This window comes from Streptosporangium carneum, assembly GCF_027922005.1.
GTDB classification, from domain to species: domain Bacteria; phylum Actinomycetota; class Actinomycetes; order Streptosporangiales; family Streptosporangiaceae; genus Streptosporangium; species Streptosporangium carneum.
Genome location: NZ_BSEV01000001.1, coordinates 648326 through 663810, shown reverse-complemented (window position 1 = coordinate 663810; position 15485 = coordinate 648326). Strand labels below are relative to the sequence as shown.

Sequence of the window (15485 nt, the reverse complement as noted above, 5' to 3'; positions counted from 1 at the left end):
AGTCTCGAGCACCCCACGACCGGTGAACCGGACCGGCGCCGCGTCAGCACACGGTGACCGTCACTGTGTGATGGCCGGAACAGCGAGAAGGTTGACGACGGTGAACTCCTTTCCGCCCCCCTTCTGGGTCGTCGTGCACGCCCTGACCTTCCCCGTGGGAGTGGGAGCGCCCGAAGGGCCGGTAAGGGGGAGCGAGGTGGCGTCGACCTGCTCGCACTCCTGCGCCTGTTTCTCGTCCGCGTCCCAGTAGACGATCGAGGTGGGTGAGGAGGAGATGCCGACGCCGAAGCCGCCGCCTCCGTTCCGGTCCCGCTCGCCGATCCCGGCCGTCGCCCCGGTGGCCGGGTCGTACACCACCGCAAGCGGCACGTACCGGTTCTCGTCCGCCTCCTGCGGACCGACTCCGAGGACTCCGAAGAAGCCGAGGAACCCCGTCCCTCCGGTGAGGAGGGAGGGCTCGCTTCCCTCCCCCAGACCGGGCAGCGTCCTGCGGTCCGAGCCGTCCGGCCGTTGTGCCAGGGCCGCGCCCCCTTCGGCCCCGAAACACCAGACCGGGCCGCAGCGGAGGCCCTTCACCTCTTCCTGGACGTCCACCTCGGTCGTCTGCCCGGTCTCCAGGTTGACCAGCCTGGTCTGGTTTCCCGGCACCGTCTCCTCGTCCTTCCCACCGGCGTCGGCCGCCCAGGGCCATGTCAGCAGGTGGAGTCCCTCGGTCCCCTCGATCCGTTCGGAGGCGCCTCCGCCCAGCGGCATGCGGTAGATCCCGCCGTCTCCCGCCGACCAGACGACGGAGTCCCTCGTGACGCCGAGCCGTGTCACCTCGGCGAGGGCCCCTGTGACCTCGCCGACGCGCCTGGCCGGCCCGCCGGTCCTGGGCGCCACCCAGAAGTCGGCCCACTTGTCGGGGGTGTTGGGGGTCTCCCCCCACCATGCGACGTAGTCGGTCCCCACTTCGACGTCCTGGGCGAAGTAGCCCTTCACTCCCTCGGGAGCAGGCATCTGGGTGAGCACGGTGCTTCGGCCCGCCGTCGTGTCGTAGACCTCCAGCCTGCCCGCCTTCTCGAACGACGACTCGGCGGAGAGCAGGAGCTGCGTGGCGCTCAGTCCCGTGATCGGCCGGTACTTCCAGCCGTCGGCCGCCGCGGCGGGGATCTTGAAGACCGCGGAGGGCCAGATCTCGCTGACCGGCCGTATGTCGACGACGTCGGGGTCCAGCGCGGACGACTGGGCGGCCGTCGGCGTGACCGCGGTGAAGACGTCGCCTTCTCCGCCCCCACGGAAGAAGGCACCTCTGGCGACCGCCGTGCCGCCGCCCACCACGGCGAGCACCCCCAGGACGGCGAACGCCGACTGGAGCCGCCTGCGGGCGCGCCGCCTCCACCGCATGCGCACCGTCTCGACCAGGTCTCCCTCGGGCCCGGGCGCGGCGTCCGCGGCGTCGGCCAGCACGCGGATCAGCTCCGCCTCGCTCCTGTCGTTCATCTCACCGCCTCCGTCTCTGCTTCGGTCACCCGAACTCTGAGTTTGTCCAGCGCACGGGCGGCCTGACTGCGCACCGTGCCGCGTGAGATGCCGAGCAGCTCGGCGATCTCCTGATCCGAGAGGTCCTCGTAGTACCGCAGGACCAGCACCGCCCGCTGTTTCGGCGGCAGGGTCTTCAGCTCGTTCCACAGGCCGGTGTCGCCACCGAGGTGGTCGTCGGTGTAGGCGGCCTCTGGAACCGCAGCGACCAGGCGTTCTCGGCGTAATCGCCGCCAGAGGCTGATGTGCAGACGGGCCATGGTCGTACGGACGTATCCTTCGGGGTCGTCCTTCTTCCTGATCCTTGACCACGCGTCCCCCAGGCGCATCAGCGCCTCCTGGGTCAGGTCGGCCGCGTCTTCGGCGTTACCGGTGAGAACGTATCCGTACCGGTACAGAGCACTTCCCCGCACGGCGACGAAATCGGTGAACTCCACAGCCCCAGGGACGTCTGAGGCCGCTGTTCTGTTGCATCCGTTTTTTTCTCACGTCTCCGACCCGCCGCACGGTTCTTCGCTGTACGGCCCGCGGCGCAACATCAGCTGTTCACATGGGTTTCCTAACCTGCCCGCCATGAGACGACGCATGACGATCACGCTCGGGGCGGCCGTGCTGGCACTGGCGATGTCCGCGCCCGCGACGGCCGACCCCTGGCGTCCCGGCTTCGAGCGGGCCACGCTGACCGGCTTCGCCTCCCTGCCCGCCCAGACGTTCGTGCCCGGCAGCGAGCCGTCGGGGGCGCAGCTCGGCACGGCCCCGATCAACGGCGTGACCCCGCCGTTCGCCGCGCAGCCGGTGCAGGGCTTCAGCGGCGTCGTGCGTCGGCACGACGGCACCTTCGACGTGTTGTCCGACAACGGCTACGGCGCCAAGGCCAACAGCGCCGACTTCCTGCTGAGGGTCCACCGGATCAGACCCGACTTCCGCAAGGGCGGGGTCGAGGTGCTGGGCGGGTTCGACCTGAAAGACCCCGACGGCCACGTGACCTGGCCGCTGACCCGCCCCGACAGGACGCTGACCGGCGCGGACTTCGACGTGGAGTCGATCGTGCGGACCGTCGACGGCACCTACTGGATCGGTGACGAGTTCGGCCCGTTCCTGCTGCACTTCTCGTCCACGGGCAGGCTGCTGGAGGCGCCGGTCCCCCTGCCCGGCGTGAAGGCTCCGGAGAACCCGTTCCTCGACGGCGAGCAGCCGAACCTGGGGCGGAGCAAGGGCTTCGAGGGCATGGCCCGTTCGGTCGACGGCCGTGCCCTCTACCCGCTGCTCGAGGGGACCGTGACGGGCGACCCCGCGGGGGCACTGCGGATGCACGAGTTCGACCTGCGCAAGCGGGCCTACACCGGCAAGCGGTGGACCTACCGGCTGGACAGTCCGGACAACGCGATCGGCGACATGATCGCGGTCGACCGGCACCGCTTCCTGGTGATCGAGCGTGACAACCTCCAGGGCGACGCGGCGAGGACCAAGCTCGTCTACCTGGTGGACGCCCGGGACCAGAACCTGCGCAAGACCCTCGTCGCCGACCTGCTCGACCTGGCCAACCCCCGTGGGCTGGGCGGGTTCGGGGAGACCTTCCGCTTCCCGTTCCAGACCATCGAGGACGTCGTGATCCTCAACGACCGGACCCTGGGCGTGCTGGACGACAACAACTTCCCGTTCGCCGCCGGTCGCACGCCGGGCAGGCCCGACGACAACGAGTTCATCACCGTACGGCTGTCGCGCCCGCTGCTGGCCGACCCCCGCGTCTACCTGTGACCGGCTGTCGTCCCTCGCCCGTGGCCGTCCGCCCGTGACCCGTGGGAGGCGGGACCGCGACGACCTCCTGGAGGCCCTCCCGGCATGACGGGAGGGCCGGTTCCTCCGGCGAGGCGGGGGCGGGCCGGCTCCTCCGGCGAGGCGGGGGCGGGCCGTTGACATCAGTTAATGGGTTAATTACCTTTCGAGGAGTGGAGGACGGCTACTGCCTGCTGGACGGCGCGATGTACGCGCTTCTGGCTCGGCTGGGCCCGCACAAGCGCCGGATCGCCGTCGGCCTGGAGACGCACGGCCTGCACCTGGGCCAGGACGTCTACCTGGCCCAGCTCTGGCGCGAGGACGGGATCTGCCAGGGAGTCCTGGCCGCCCGCACGGGAGTCACCCCCGCCAACATCACACAGGTGTTGCGTCGCATGGAGGGCCAGGGTCTGGTCGTACGGCGACGCGACGACGCCGACGCCCGCGTCCAGCGGATCTGGCTGACCGATGCGGGCAGGGCCCTGGAAGAACCGATCACCGAGCTGTGGCGGACCGCTGAGAACGCCTTTCTGTCTGATCTGACCGAGTCCCAGCGCGACGCCCTCCGCCGACTGAAGTGATCGAGAACACCCGGTTGGATCTCGCCCATTTAGTTAAACGGTTAAGGAGTTTCCATGGACCTGGGACTGAACGGCCGCACCGTGATCGTGACCGGGGCGTCCGGAGGCATCGGCAGGGAGATCGCCCGCGGTTACGCGGCCGAGGGCGCCGACGTGGTGCTCACCTACCGCAGCTCGCGCGAGGACGTCGAGACGCTGGCGAAGGAGATCGGCGAGCGCGCCCTGGTCGTCCCCTACGAGCTGGGCGACGCCGCATCGGCCGACGCCCTGGTCTCCGCGGCGCTGGACTGGACCGGCCGGATCGACTTGCTGGTCAACAACGCCCTGCGCGCGAGCGGTTGGACGCCCTCGCCGGACCACGTCTTCGAGGACGTGGCCGACGAGGAGTGGCTCGAGGTGCTGCGGCGCAACATCGAGGGCTACATCGGGCTGAGCAGACTGGTCGCCCCGGTCATGCGCGGGCGTCGTTTCGGACGCCTGGTGCACATCTCCTCCGGTCTCGTGGTCGAGGGCATGATCGGCGCGGAGTACTACACGGCGGCCAAGGCGGCGTTGCACGGGTTCAACCGGTCGGCGGCCTTCAGCCTCGGCAAGGACGGCGACATCCTGTCCAACGTGGTCATGCCCGGCCTCACCACGACCGCCCGCAACGGGGAGCGGATCGGGCCGATCAGCCACGTGTACAGCGACCGCGCGCCCGTCCGCCGCCTGCTGGGAGCCGCCGAGGTGGCCAACGCGGTCGTCTACCTCGGCTCAGCCGCCAACACGGGCATCACCGGCCAGGCCATCTCCGTGACCGGCGGCGTCTGACCTCGGCCGCGTCGCACCCCTGGCCGCCCTGACGCCGCGTTCGCACCCCCGGCTGCCCTGACGGCACGTTCATACCCCCGGCCGCCCCGCCGCCGTCGCGTTCGCACACGCCCGGTCACCTGTCCCGGCGGCGTTCGACGCGCTTCCTCCTGGCGACCTCCCGCCGATGTTCGGCCAGCTCCCGCTCACGGGCCCGGTGGTCGGTCGCCGCCTCCTGTTTACGGCTCTCCAGTTCGACCCGCATGGCCTCCTGCGAAGCCGTACTCCTGGTGGACACCCGAGCGGCCTCGCGGGCGGCGAGCTTGGCCGCCCGCTTGGGGTTGACCCTTTTCACCGCGCGCGTGCCGGCCGGCACGGCACGCGCGCTCGCGGTCTGCTCCAGGAGCGCGCTCCCGTGCCGCATCAGGAACTCGTAGAGCTCGGGATCGGTGGGCTCGGAACCGAGGACGAACCGCGTCACGCGGATCCGGTCGTCGTCGACCATCTCCAGGACGCCGACCCAGAAGGGGCCCTCGAAGTAAACGGACAGCGAAACCATGACGCCCTCCCAGGGGTATGCCGACAGACGGCCTGACGAGGCCGCTTACGGCACACCGGACATCCCTGGAGAGGGCGGTTACGACGAGCGGTGCCCGGGCTACCAACCGGACTGCGTTTTCGTGTGCGACGCAAGAATACGTCTCACCGGCGCCGCGCGGCGACCCCCGCGCGCCGTACGGCGACCCCGCGAGGCGCTGCCCGGCGCAGGTGAGACGTCCGAATCCGGCGTCGTGGGGAAACGCTCCCGCCCTCCGCGAAGCAGCTCACAAAAGCGGAAATATCAGTGATCGTCCTTGCCCGGCGAGCCCGGAGAAGCCTTCTCGCGAAAAGCGCCGGGTCATCGAACGTTCACATCGGACCCCTGATACGCCACCTGCCACCGGCCTCGTGCGCGCCGTTCCGGAAAAGATCCAGAGCGTGGGATAGAAGGGACCCGTCACCGCAGTTCCGGTGCCGCCCGATCGGAGCCCCTGGAGACGTGGGCATTCGCCCACACAAGGAAAGGACGATAAATGGGAAAACAGGCGTTGAAAACAAGCTTTGTTCCGATTTTCGCTACAGCAAGCGCATCGCTGGTCTTCGTCTTTTCGCCGGCCGCGCTCGCGCAGGAACAGCCCGCCTCCGTCTCACCGGCCGCCCACGAAGGCGGCGGCCTCGACACATGCAACAGGAACTGGCACCGGGGACGGAACACCCAGGTCGAAGTCGTCACCAACGGAACACCACAGAGCATCACGAGCACGGCGTGGACCGATCTCAGCTGCGGCTCGGTGACCGTCCAGGTGCCCAAGGGCACGACGGCGCACCTCACCGTCTGGGTCAACGCCGAGGTCCGGTGCAAGGGACCGAGCGACACCGGATGGTGCGGCGGCCGCGTCCTCGCCGACGGCCAGCTCCTCAGACCGAGCAACGAGGACGGCAGCGGCGACTTCGCCTGGGACAGCGCCGAGCCCGGCGTCTGGCGCTGGCATTCCGGCTCGATGATCCGTACGGGAATCGTGCGGTGCCCCGCCGACTACGCCACGGCGAACTGCGACAAGAAGATCACTGTCCAGGTGAACACCCCCAACTCGAACACGGACTTCTGGGTCGACGACACCATCGTCCGCGCCGAACTGATCAGGAACTCGTAAGCCGGGCCGATGAACTCCGCCGCGGGATCGGGCAGGAGCGGCGAACCGATCTCGCGAGGGTTCTCTCCGGAGCGTCGGTCTCCCCCTCGGCGGTCGCGAAGCTTCGTCGCGGAGCGTCGCTCTCCCCCTCGTCGCGGAGGCCGACGCCCTGCCATCCCTCCTCCTCGGCGAGCGGCGCGCGTGCGAGACGCGGCTCGATGTCCGTACGGCGAGCACGAAGCCGACCCGCCTCCCTACACTCCCGGCATGGACCTGGAGCGGCTCACGGACAAGGTCGAAGCGGTGTCGAGCGGTTACGCCCGCGCACACGGGATCACCCGCGACGACACCTGGTTCCTGCTGAAGCTCCAGGAGGAGGTCGGCGAGCTGACGCAGGCGTTCCTCATGCGCTCAGGACAGGCCAGGACCAAGGGGCGCTCCCCCGAGGAGCTGGACTCGGGCTTCCGCGCCGAACTGGCGGACGTCCTGTCCCAGGTCCTGCTCATGGCGCGGCACCACAGGGTCGATCTGGAGGCGGAGGTCGAGCGGAAGTGGATGCCGTGGCACCCCGACCGGCTCTCCGCCCACGGCGGGAGCGGGACGGCCGACGCCGCGGAGCCCGCGTAGCGCCCGCCCCTCAGCAGCCCGGAACCGGCGACCGCTCCGTGCCCGCCCCTGAACCGTCCGCGCCCGTTCCCGAACCGTCCGTGCCCGTCCCTGAACCGTCCGTGCCCGTCCCTGAACCGTCCGTGCCCGTTCTCGAACCGTCCGTGCCCGTCCCTGAACCGTCCGTGCCGTTCCCGAACCGTCCGTGGCCGTTCCCGAACCGTCCGCGCCCGTTCCCGAGCCGGCGACCGGGCGGAGACTGGGCGGAGACCTCGGCCGCGGCGGGGCCGGGGGCGAAGCGCTACCGGCGCCACGGGGTGTCCAGAAGGCCTTCGAACTGTGCGGCGGCCTCGACGGGGTCGAACCCGGGAAGCCCCTCGCGCATCAGCTCGTCGGTCTGACGCGCCGCGTCGAGCCTGGCCCGCGCGACGGCCGACACCACCTCCTCGGCCAAGGTGCGGCTGTCGAGCCGCATCGCACGGGGTCCGAACGCGACGTCCAGCACCCTGCCTTCGGCCGTCACCCTCGCTGTGACCTGCCCGGACGCCCCTTCGCCGGTGCCGGTGACCTCGTCGAGACCGGCTTGGGCCTCCTCGATCCAGGCCAGCACCCTGTCCGCCTGCTCGTCGGCCCGGACGAGGTCCTCCTCCCGGATGTCGGCCGGGTTGATGCGAGAGCCGTACACACGTGCCTCCGGTCAGAGCAGATTGCGGGCCACCTGGTCGACCCGGTCTCGGATGAAGCGCTCGTCCAGCGGTTCCGGCAGATTCGCGGTGTCGGCGAGGGCGTCGTCGACGATCGTCCGGGCCTGCCTCGCCGCGTCGTCCTGGGCCGCCTGGAGCACCCTGGTCACCTGCCCGCCAAGGGCCGCGGGGTCGAGACGCATGACGCGTGGATCGAAGCGGAGCTCCACGATGTCGCCCTGCCCGTTCGAGACGGCCTTCACCAGACCGTCGGCGCTCTCGGCGTTTCCGGTCAGGTCACGAATCCCGGCCCGCGCCTCCTGGAGCCGCTCCATCATCCTGCGCCCCTGGATCAGCACCTGCTCCAGGCGCTCGACGTCGTCGTCGGGCGAAGGGGGCGTCGGCATGTCGGCTCCGGCGGTGAGGCGCTGATAAGCCATCCACTCTAGAACAAAGAGCGCATGTTCTCGTTCGGCGGATAGTTAGCAAATAAAGTGACTGACAGTGACAAAGAGATATAGAGCACCAAATATCGCCTACTAGGTGGATCTTCCAGCTAGGGTCTTCCGCATGGCTTCTGGACTTGAGATCTCCCGGGAGGCTGTGGGGCAGGAAGCCTCCCGGATGCGGATTCACGGCGAGGACTACGCCGCGGCGGTGCGGCGGCTCACGGAACGCGGATCCGGTGGCGCGTCCTGGAGGGACGACGGGCTGCTCTCCATGCTCATCGGACCGTACACCGAAGCCAGCACGCTCGGGCTGCGAGCCATGACCGGCCTGTCCGAGGTGATCGACGGCACCGGCGAGACCATGAACACCGTGCTCGCCAACACGGACACGGCCGAAGCCGCCAGCATCGAGCAGTCGAGCGGCCTGTACGGCGCGCAGGACGACCCCTACGCCCCCTACGGCGAAAGGCGGATCTGACGTGGGCGTGACGGTGCCGCCGCAGGTCGACGCGATGCTGGGTCTGCTCGGCGTTCCCTGGCCGAATGTCGACGAGGACGAGATCCGCAAGGACGCCGACGCCTGGCGGACCGTGCTGGCGCACGCCGAGCCCGCCGCGGCCGAGGCCGACGCGACGATCCGGCGAACGAAGCAGAACTACCGCGGCGACTCCGCGACCGCCCTGGCGAGCCACTGGGACGAGACCGGCGGGAACGGGGGACACCTGAGCCAGGCGGCCAACGCCGCCAGGACGGCCCCGGTGGTCCTCGACAACGCGGCCTGGCTGACCACGGGCGTGAAACTCGCTGTGGGAACGGCCGCCGTCTACGCGTCCGTGAGAGTGGCCAGGGCGTTCCTCGCGGGCGGCCCGTTCGGCGGGGCCGCGGCCTCGGCGGAGATGTACCGCACGCGCGCGGTGATCGGCCGCATCCAGCGCGAGGGAGCCGAGGGCGCGGGCAGGGTGCTGGCCCCGGCGCTCAACCGCCGGGTCACCGAGCAGTTCCGCCGCGTCCTCGACAACCTCCGCCGCCCCGGCGGCCCGCCTCTCGCGCTCGCCGGAGCCGGAGGCCGCGTCCCGATCCGCACCGTCGGCCCGAGGGCGGCGGCGGGCCCCCGGTCCCCCCGGGACGGCATGGCCCTGATGGGCCGCAGCAACAACAACGCCAGAGCCGGAGGCAACGGCCGCAGAGGCGGCGGCAGGCGCAGCGGCGGCAGCGGCGGCAACGCCAACGGCGGCCGCCGGAGCGGCGGCGACGAGGCCAAGTCGGGACATGCCGAGATTCGTCAGGTTCAGCGCGGCATCAGCGACGATATGATCGAACAGGCCAGGCGGTCACCGGGGAAACCCGGCAACACCAAGGGCACGAAGGTCCACGAAAGCCAGCGCGTCCGCGTCGTGGTGAACAGTGCCGGGAAAGTGGTCTCGGCCATGTGGCGCAGGTAGGAACAGTCCCGCGAAAGCGCGAGAGGTTGACCTTGCGGATCGAATACGACAGGGAAAACGACGTCGCCTACATCTACCTGGTGGACGAGATCGCTTCGGGCGAGGCCAAGACCCAGGTTCTGGTCGAGGCCCAGGAGATGTCCGGCGAGGTGATCCTCGACCTCGACGAGCGGGGCTGTCTTCTGGGCATCGAGGTCATCGGCGCGTCCGCCGTCCTGCCCCCGGAGACTCTCGCCGAGTCCCTGGAGGAGGGCGAGGACGACGAGGCGTCACCGTACGGCCCTCCCTCCCGGTGATCCCTTCCGCGTGCTCGTCGCGCCCGGCCTGACGGCGCGCTCGGCGTCGCCCACGAGTTCCTCTTGAAAGCGGAAGGCGCTTCTTGCCGCCGCAAGGCTCTCGTGAGGGTTACGGGGGTTCCGTCAGCCACGAAGACGGACCGCGGCTTCGATGCGAAGCCCTACTCCGACTCCGGTGAGGATGAGCATCCCGAGGAGGGCGTTGGTGGAAATCTCCTGATAGAGGATGAGAGCAAAGACGGCAACCGCCACCGCAAGCACAAGGGCGACGTTTCCCAAGGTCCTCACGGTCAGGGCGTCCCCTACGGTGCCTATCTCGCTCGCGGTGGTCTTATCCGACTCAGACATGGAGCAAAGCATTCCATAACGCCGGACAGGAACAGAGAGGTCGTGGCGATGCAGGCGAAAGCACATGGTCGGCGCCGCTGGAGCGGAAAGCGAGCGGCGGTGCGGCCCGGTGCGGAGGCCGACGGCCGGGTACCACCGACGAACTGGCGCGTGGTGCCGCCTTCTTCAGAAAGCCCGACCTCGTCGTGATCGACCGGGTCACACGCGACCGCATGGAAGCCGCGATCACGGCGCTCGTCGACAACGGCTTCGGTCTCGTCCCCGAACAAGAACAGCCAAAGTCGGCGGATTAAGAGAAGCCGATTCGTCGAGGTCTGAGAATCTCACCTGCGGGAGCGACGTCCGGGGACGTCCGCTGTCGCCCGTCCTCTTGAGCGCACTCTTGGCTGCACTTTCGACTGCCTTTTTCGCTGTGCGGCCAGGCTCACGGCGCACAGGTCTCACACTGCGTGCGGCAAACGCCTCTCTGTGTCAGCACACCGAAGGCTCATACGGAAACGCGTCAACGGCTTGGCAATCAGATGAGTCGTTGAAATAATCACGGGCCGGAGGGCGGCCATGGTTTCGATGTCTTTAGGACCGGCGTATCACCGTCTGTGGTTGGCGACGGCGTTGTCCAATCTCGGTGACGGGATTCGGATGGCGGCTTTGCCGTTGCTGGCGGCTGTCATGAGTTCAGACCCGGTCGTGGTGGCCGGCGTGGCCGTTGCCGGCCAGAGCCCGTGGTTGATATTCGGCCTGTTCGCGGGCGCCGTCGTCGATCGTTATGATCAGCGTCGCCTGACGGTTCTCGTCGATGCGGCACGTGTGCTGTTGCTGGGGCTTCTCGTAGTCGCGCTTTCTTTTGGTGTCGCCAGTATTTTCCTGGTGTACGCAGTGGCGTTCGCGTGCGGTGTCGGAGAAACTCTGCGTGATACGGCGACGGCCACGCTCCTTCCCCCTCTGGTCAGTGACGCCGACCTCGATCGGGCCAACGGCGGCCTGGTCAACGCCGAAGTCGCGGGCAACGAGCTGGTGGGGCCACCGCTGGGCGGATACCTGTTCGGTGTCGCGATGGTGCTTCCATTCGCGGTCAACGGCAGTGCGCTGGCGTTGGTGGCGGCCCTGATCTTCAGTCTGCCGAACGTGTTCGCGAAGAAAGCCGTGTCCCCCGCTCGCAGGAGTCGGATATGGGCTGACACGCGAGCGGGTCTGCGGTGGCTGGCGCACCATCGGCGCGCGCGTGCCCTTGTCGTCCTGGGCGGTCTGTTCGCGTTGATGGACAGCGTCTGGTTCCCCATTTTCGTGCTCTACGTCGACAAGGTTCTCGGACTGCCCGCGTGGGCCTACGGCGGGTTGCTGGGTGTGGGCGCCGTGGGCGGCCTGGTCGGCGGCTACCTCGCCGCGCGCATCACGCGCTTGATCGGATCCACGGCGACGCTGACGAGCTGTCTCATGTGCGCCGCGGCGGGACAGCTGATGCTCGGGCTCAGCACGTCGGTTCCTGTCGTGGTCGTCGGGCTGGCGGCCACGAGCGGCGCGTTCGGGGTGTGGGCGGTCGCGGCCCGGACACTTCGCCAACGGCTCACTCCGCCTGAGCTGCTCGGCCGAATCAGCAGTGTCTCGATGACCGTCGTGATGGGCGCGGCGCCCCTGGGTGCCCTCGCCGGTGGATTCATCGCGGCTGCTTGGGGGCTGACAGCGCCGATCCTGGTGGGAGCGCCCGTGCTCGCGGCGGGTGCGCTGGCCTGCTACTTGACATTCCGCGAGCGCGACGAGACCTGATGACGACAGCCCGAACGGGGTCGATCACCCCCGCCGCCTGTCCTTGACGACGTGATCGGAAAGTGAGAGCCGTACGGGTCACGGCCCTTCCTCGCCAGCCGGGAAGTCTCCAGTATCTTGATCACAAGATGCGTTCTCCAGCAGAATCGACTCCATGACGGCGCTGGACGGCACCAAAGGCCGGTTCCCTCTCCACATTCAACTGTCGGGCCTCGGGATTCACCTGCGTGAGTGGACCGATGAGGACCTTCCTGTCATGTCTGCCCTTTTCGATGAACCGCAGGTCGCTCGCTGGACTCCGCTGCGTTCGCCCTTCGACTTCGACGCCGCTCAGGAGTATCTGTCTCAGTCGCGTGAAGCGCGTGCCGCCGATCGCGGCGTACAACTCGCGATCACCAGGGATGGCGGCGAAGCACAAGGGGAGGTTCTGCTCTTCCGCACGGCCAGTGAGAGCGGCGTGGCCCAACTCGCTTACGCGATCGGCGCTCGGCACCGGAGAGAACGGCTGGCGGCTCGTGCTGTCGAGTTGATGGCCGACTACGCACGCACCTCACTCGGGATGCGCGGCCTGATCCTACGGATTGATCCAGAGAACGCAGCAAGCGTCGCGGTGGCGCGGGCTACCGGCTTTCACCTGGCCGACGACGAACCGGTCACCTTTAAACGCAAGGGCCATGACATCACCCTGTACTGGTGGCATCGTGATCTCGTCCTGTGATCAGCCGCGTTCGGTGAAGCGACACGGCCTGCGGAACGGCGGGCGGCGGAGGACCGGGTAACGCGGCGCGCTGCGGCTTGAACCGCGTGGACGCGTTTTCGGCAGGCCCGCTACCCCTTCGACGCAGAACCATTCCATTTCCTCCACCATGCCGGTTCGTCCTGGCGTCCTCCCGAAACGCTCTCAGCCGATGAGAAGTCGCCGAACATCCGGCCTTTTTCGCTCTCTGAGGCGTCGAGCGCACGAAGCGCCCGGTTCAGGGAGCCTTCCTCATAGGCGAAATGGGCCTTCATGAAGGCCTTGATGTTGTTGATCTGCAGGAAAAGCTGCTGCGGCGGTGTTTCCGGGGAGTCCAGGCTCTGCTGGAAGTCGGCGAGGAGCTGCGCGAGGACCTGGTGCTCGCGGCCCAGGCGTGTGATCACGGGCTCCAGCTCCGGCATCTGCTTCAGCAGGGCCGGGAAGAAGTCGGCGTCCTCGCTGCGGTGATGGTTCCCCAGCACGGAGCAGAAGGTGTAGCAGAAGCTGCGGAGCTCGGGATTGAGAGCCTGGGTGCGCTGTCCGGAACGGATCGCCCTTCGAGCGTCCTCCAGAGCCTTCTCCAGGCGGCGATGAACGCTTCGCAGCTCGAGGTGCCAGGCGAAGACGCGGTCACGTGACATATGAGTTCTTCCTCCTACGGGGTCTGCCGCGTTGATGAGCCGTGAAGGATTCCTGCCGGTCCGGCGTTTCCAGCACTGGGCCCGGTTCGCCGCTACTTCGCCTGGGCGACAGGATCAGCCCGGCGAGGAAGACCGGCTTGTACCCGCACCGACCACCGACGCGTCCTGCGGGGACCGGCAGCGCCATGGACGCGCCCTCAACAGGACGGCCGTGCGAACAAGGGGGAACGCGCCGTCGGCCGTACTTCACCCCGTTGGGTCATGCGAGTCCCTCCGAGCCCTCTCGTCAATGATCAGCTTGTGCAACTGCGACGCCAGCCGCTCATGCCAGGCGATCTCCGCGCGCAGTCGGACGACGCGGTGCTCCATGGCGAGGGATTCCGCCAGGGTCAGATAGCGGGCGATCGCCCGCGTATGCGCCTCGTACTCGGTGAGCATCGCCTCCAGCGACGTGATCCGAGCGCCGATGACAAGGGGCAGGTCATCGAGATGGTCCGGATCGAGCCGGGTGAGGACGAGGTCGAACGGGTCGGGCTTCAGCACGATCTCGCGCAACCCGCTCAGCCGGAGCGACGACAACGTCTGAGAGCCGGCGTCGGTGATCCGCCAGATCTTGCGTTGCGGGTATGAGCCGACCTGCTCTGTCCGCACCTCCTCGATCAGTTCTTCCGCCGCGAGGCGCTTGATCGCCCCGTAGAGCCCGCCGACGGTGATGTCGGTCCACAGGTCGAGGTGCTCCTCCTCGGCCAGGAGTCGCAGCTGATGGCCGTGCATCGGACCGCGCTCGGACAACGCACCAAGGATGAAGACACGTATCGACGACACACGACTAGTCTTGCAAGAGTATGCGTTCATGGACAAGAGCCTGGTTCACGTCATCGAGTGAGAGGCGGCCGCCGTCCGGACACTGCCGATCGCCGTACGGCTTCGTCTGCCGTCGCCCTGCCCACAGGGAAGCGGGGTAGGGCCGGGTCAAGGTGGGGTCCTCCGCTGGAGGCCGGCTGTCGGTTCCGCTACATCTGGGCTTGGACCTTCGACACCTTCCGTGTGACGTCGGTGTTCGCCCACCGGTCGTGAAGCGTCCGGCCTTCAGGGTCGAGAAGCGCCCACACCCCGTCCACGATGAGAGCGATCGGCCCAGCGACCGGCACGAAGACCAGGAGCGGGAAGATCAGCGCGCGCAGGGCTGTCCTTCCCGCCGTCGGCCGTACTGTCGTCCGCGTGGAGATGAGGCGGATGCGCAGCAGACGCTTGCCTGGCGTCTGTCCCCACAGACTGTGCTGCACCCAGAAGTACAGAAACACAACGAACAGGGCGAGTAACCGTTCGGGATCTGCGTCGTCCAGCGAAAGCGCTGCCATCGCCCTGCGGGCCGCCGGGGTTCCGCCGAGGTCACACAGCACGCCCTGAAGCTGCGGGCCGAGCCAGCCGACGGTCTTGGTCACCTCGCACATCGACTCCAGAGCCCGCAGCCGCCGCAGCGCGCCTTTGTCCCCGGGTAGGTCCCGGCGCAGCTCCGCCGGTTCCTCGGCCCGGTCGATCACCTTCTCGATCTCCTCAGCCTGCCGCAGCGACAGCGCCCGCATCACCTGGTCAGAGGCGGTCAGCCAGTCCATCGACTTGACGGCCGCGTGTACGGCGTCGCGCAGGTCCGGCGCACGCTTCCGCGTGGGCGGTTCAGGTGCTGCGGCGAGCCGACGCGGCGAGGGGGCATGGTCACCTCCTGGAACAGAGTTGGACGGCCAACCTGGACGACGTCGCGTGTGGCGCCTCAGTGCCGTTCTCGATACGTCCACAACCGATGGCAGTTCGCGCATCGCACGCCACACTTGGAGACCTTGATCTCGGCAATCTCCATCGACTCGGTCTTGCAGACCTCGGAGACGTTGTGTGCCTTCATCTCAGGTGATTTGTGGTCGAAGTCGAAGATAACCCAGTTCTCTTTCGTGACGACCAGGCCGAAGTCCGCACACGAGCCGCGTGCGAACCTCGGGTCCTGGACGAAACGCTTGACGCGCTCTCGCGCCTCGGACTTGTGTCGGGTTCCTACGTCCGCTCGCCATCGCGTGTTGTACAGGCCGGTGAAGCGAGCGTGAAGGACGTGGCCACGAGGGCCGCCGCCGACAACACGCTTGCGAAAACAGTGCTGCGTATTCGGGTATTTCTGAGCATCCAAAATT

General features: G+C 68.2%; 20 protein-coding genes. 10 read left to right on the top strand and 10 right to left on the bottom strand.

Annotation, left to right across the window (positions count from 1 at the left end):
* Positions 1 to 60: 60 nt before the first annotated feature.
* Together PKF00_RS03200 and PKF00_RS03195 are read right to left on the bottom strand one after the other, a co-directional pair.
* Entirely contained in the window at positions 61 to 1482 is a 1422-nt protein-coding gene (locus tag PKF00_RS03200) for a hypothetical protein (protein WP_271215799.1), read from the bottom strand.
* The gene (locus PKF00_RS03195) at positions 1479 to 1958 is read right to left on the bottom strand and encodes a SigE family RNA polymerase sigma factor (protein ID WP_271215798.1); all 480 of its coding nucleotides are present in this window, start codon (positions 1956 to 1958) and stop codon (positions 1479 to 1481) included. The genes PKF00_RS03200 and PKF00_RS03195 overlap by 4 nt, the downstream gene beginning before the upstream one ends.
* Positions 1959 to 2094: 136 nt before the next feature.
* Between PKF00_RS03195 and PKF00_RS03190 the strand changes: the two genes are divergently transcribed.
* The 3 genes from PKF00_RS03190 (at position 2095) to PKF00_RS03180 (ending at position 4688) form a co-directional block, all read left to right on the top strand.
* A complete protein-coding gene (locus tag PKF00_RS03190) occupies positions 2095 to 3279 on the top strand; it encodes an esterase-like activity of phytase family protein (protein ID WP_271215797.1) in 1185 nt (394 codons plus the stop codon).
* 191 nt (positions 3280 to 3470) lie between these two features.
* Positions 3471 to 3878 (top strand): MarR family winged helix-turn-helix transcriptional regulator, encoded by a 408-nt coding sequence (locus tag PKF00_RS03185; protein ID WP_271215796.1) that lies wholly within the window; start codon positions 3471 to 3473, stop codon positions 3876 to 3878.
* Between the two features lie 54 nt (positions 3879 to 3932).
* The gene (locus tag PKF00_RS03180) at positions 3933 to 4688 is read left to right on the top strand and encodes an SDR family NAD(P)-dependent oxidoreductase (RefSeq protein WP_271215795.1); all 756 of its coding nucleotides are present in this window, start codon (positions 3933 to 3935) and stop codon (positions 4686 to 4688) included.
* A 115-nt stretch (positions 4689 to 4803) separates the two neighbouring features.
* Here PKF00_RS03180 and PKF00_RS03175 read toward each other — a convergent pair whose 3' ends face one another.
* Positions 4804 to 5226, bottom strand: a complete 423-nt coding sequence (locus PKF00_RS03175; RefSeq protein ID WP_271215794.1) for a YjdF family protein — start codon at positions 5224 to 5226, stop codon at positions 4804 to 4806.
* A gap of 772 nt (positions 5227 to 5998) precedes the next feature.
* Between PKF00_RS03175 and PKF00_RS03170 the strand changes: the two genes are divergently transcribed.
* Both PKF00_RS03170 and PKF00_RS03165 read left to right on the top strand, forming a co-directional pair.
* A complete protein-coding gene (locus PKF00_RS03170) occupies positions 5999 to 6361 on the top strand; it encodes a hypothetical protein (RefSeq protein WP_271215793.1) in 363 nt (120 codons plus the stop codon).
* A gap of 246 nt (positions 6362 to 6607) precedes the next feature.
* Positions 6608 to 6967 (top strand): nucleoside triphosphate pyrophosphohydrolase family protein, encoded by a 360-nt coding sequence (locus PKF00_RS03165; RefSeq protein ID WP_271215792.1) that lies wholly within the window; start codon positions 6608 to 6610, stop codon positions 6965 to 6967.
* 280 nt (positions 6968 to 7247) lie between these two features.
* Here the strand turns inward: PKF00_RS03165 and PKF00_RS03160 are convergent, their stop codons facing one another.
* Both PKF00_RS03160 and PKF00_RS03155 read right to left on the bottom strand, forming a co-directional pair.
* Positions 7248 to 7631: a YbaB/EbfC family nucleoid-associated protein gene (locus PKF00_RS03160; protein ID WP_271215791.1), complete on the bottom strand. Its 384-nt coding sequence runs from the start codon at positions 7629 to 7631 to the stop codon at positions 7248 to 7250.
* A gap of 12 nt (positions 7632 to 7643) precedes the next feature.
* Complete coding sequence (locus PKF00_RS03155; protein ID WP_271215790.1) at positions 7644 to 8069, bottom strand: YbaB/EbfC family nucleoid-associated protein; 426 nt, start codon at positions 8067 to 8069, stop codon at positions 7644 to 7646.
* A gap of 130 nt (positions 8070 to 8199) precedes the next feature.
* On the opposite strand from PKF00_RS03155, the gene PKF00_RS03150 reads away from it, so the two are divergent.
* Genes PKF00_RS03150 through PKF00_RS03140 form a run of 3 tightly spaced genes read left to right on the top strand, consistent with a single transcriptional unit; the run spans position 8200 to position 9816 of the window.
* Positions 8200 to 8556: a hypothetical protein gene (locus PKF00_RS03150; protein ID WP_271215789.1), complete on the top strand. Its 357-nt coding sequence runs from the start codon at positions 8200 to 8202 to the stop codon at positions 8554 to 8556.
* Between the two features lies 1 nt (position 8557).
* Positions 8558 to 9520, top strand: a complete 963-nt coding sequence (locus tag PKF00_RS03145; protein ID WP_271215788.1) for a WXG100-like domain-containing protein — start codon at positions 8558 to 8560, stop codon at positions 9518 to 9520.
* Positions 9521 to 9552: 32 nt separating this feature from the next.
* The gene (locus PKF00_RS03140) at positions 9553 to 9816 is read left to right on the top strand and encodes a DUF2283 domain-containing protein (protein ID WP_271215787.1); all 264 of its coding nucleotides are present in this window, start codon (positions 9553 to 9555) and stop codon (positions 9814 to 9816) included.
* A gap of 123 nt (positions 9817 to 9939) precedes the next feature.
* Here the strand turns inward: PKF00_RS03140 and PKF00_RS03135 are convergent, their stop codons facing one another.
* Positions 9940 to 10164 carry a hypothetical protein gene (locus PKF00_RS03135; RefSeq protein ID WP_271215786.1) on the bottom strand — a complete coding sequence of 75 codons (225 nt, stop codon included), beginning with the start codon at positions 10162 to 10164 and terminating at the stop codon, positions 9940 to 9942.
* Between the two features lie 558 nt (positions 10165 to 10722).
* Here PKF00_RS03135 and PKF00_RS03130 point away from each other — a divergent pair.
* Positions 10723 to 11928 carry an MFS transporter gene (locus tag PKF00_RS03130; protein ID WP_309298366.1) on the top strand — a complete coding sequence of 402 codons (1206 nt, stop codon included), beginning with the start codon at positions 10723 to 10725 and terminating at the stop codon, positions 11926 to 11928.
* Positions 11929 to 12082: 154 nt separating this feature from the next.
* On the top strand, positions 12083 to 12646 hold the full coding sequence (locus tag PKF00_RS03125) for a GNAT family N-acetyltransferase (RefSeq protein WP_271215785.1): 564 nt from the start codon (positions 12083 to 12085) through the stop codon (positions 12644 to 12646).
* 110 nt (positions 12647 to 12756) lie between these two features.
* Here the strand turns inward: PKF00_RS03125 and PKF00_RS03120 are convergent, their stop codons facing one another.
* The 4 genes from PKF00_RS03120 to PKF00_RS03105 all read right to left on the bottom strand — a co-directional run bounded on the left by PKF00_RS03120 (position 12757) and on the right by PKF00_RS03105 (position 15481).
* Positions 12757 to 13305, bottom strand: coding sequence for a hemerythrin domain-containing protein (locus PKF00_RS03120; protein ID WP_271215784.1), 549 nt, complete (start codon positions 13303 to 13305; stop codon positions 12757 to 12759).
* Between the two features lie 246 nt (positions 13306 to 13551).
* Positions 13552 to 14097 (bottom strand): PadR family transcriptional regulator, encoded by a 546-nt coding sequence (locus PKF00_RS03115; RefSeq protein WP_271215783.1) that lies wholly within the window; start codon positions 14095 to 14097, stop codon positions 13552 to 13554.
* A 221-nt stretch (positions 14098 to 14318) separates the two neighbouring features.
* Positions 14319 to 15122, bottom strand: a complete 804-nt coding sequence (locus tag PKF00_RS03110) for an RDD family protein (protein WP_425582180.1) — start codon at positions 15120 to 15122, stop codon at positions 14319 to 14321.
* On the bottom strand, positions 15077 to 15481 hold the full coding sequence (locus PKF00_RS03105) for a hypothetical protein (RefSeq protein WP_271215781.1): 405 nt from the start codon (positions 15479 to 15481) through the stop codon (positions 15077 to 15079). Before PKF00_RS03105 ends, PKF00_RS03110 begins: the two co-directional genes overlap by 46 nt.
* Positions 15482 to 15485: the final 4 nt, after the last annotated feature.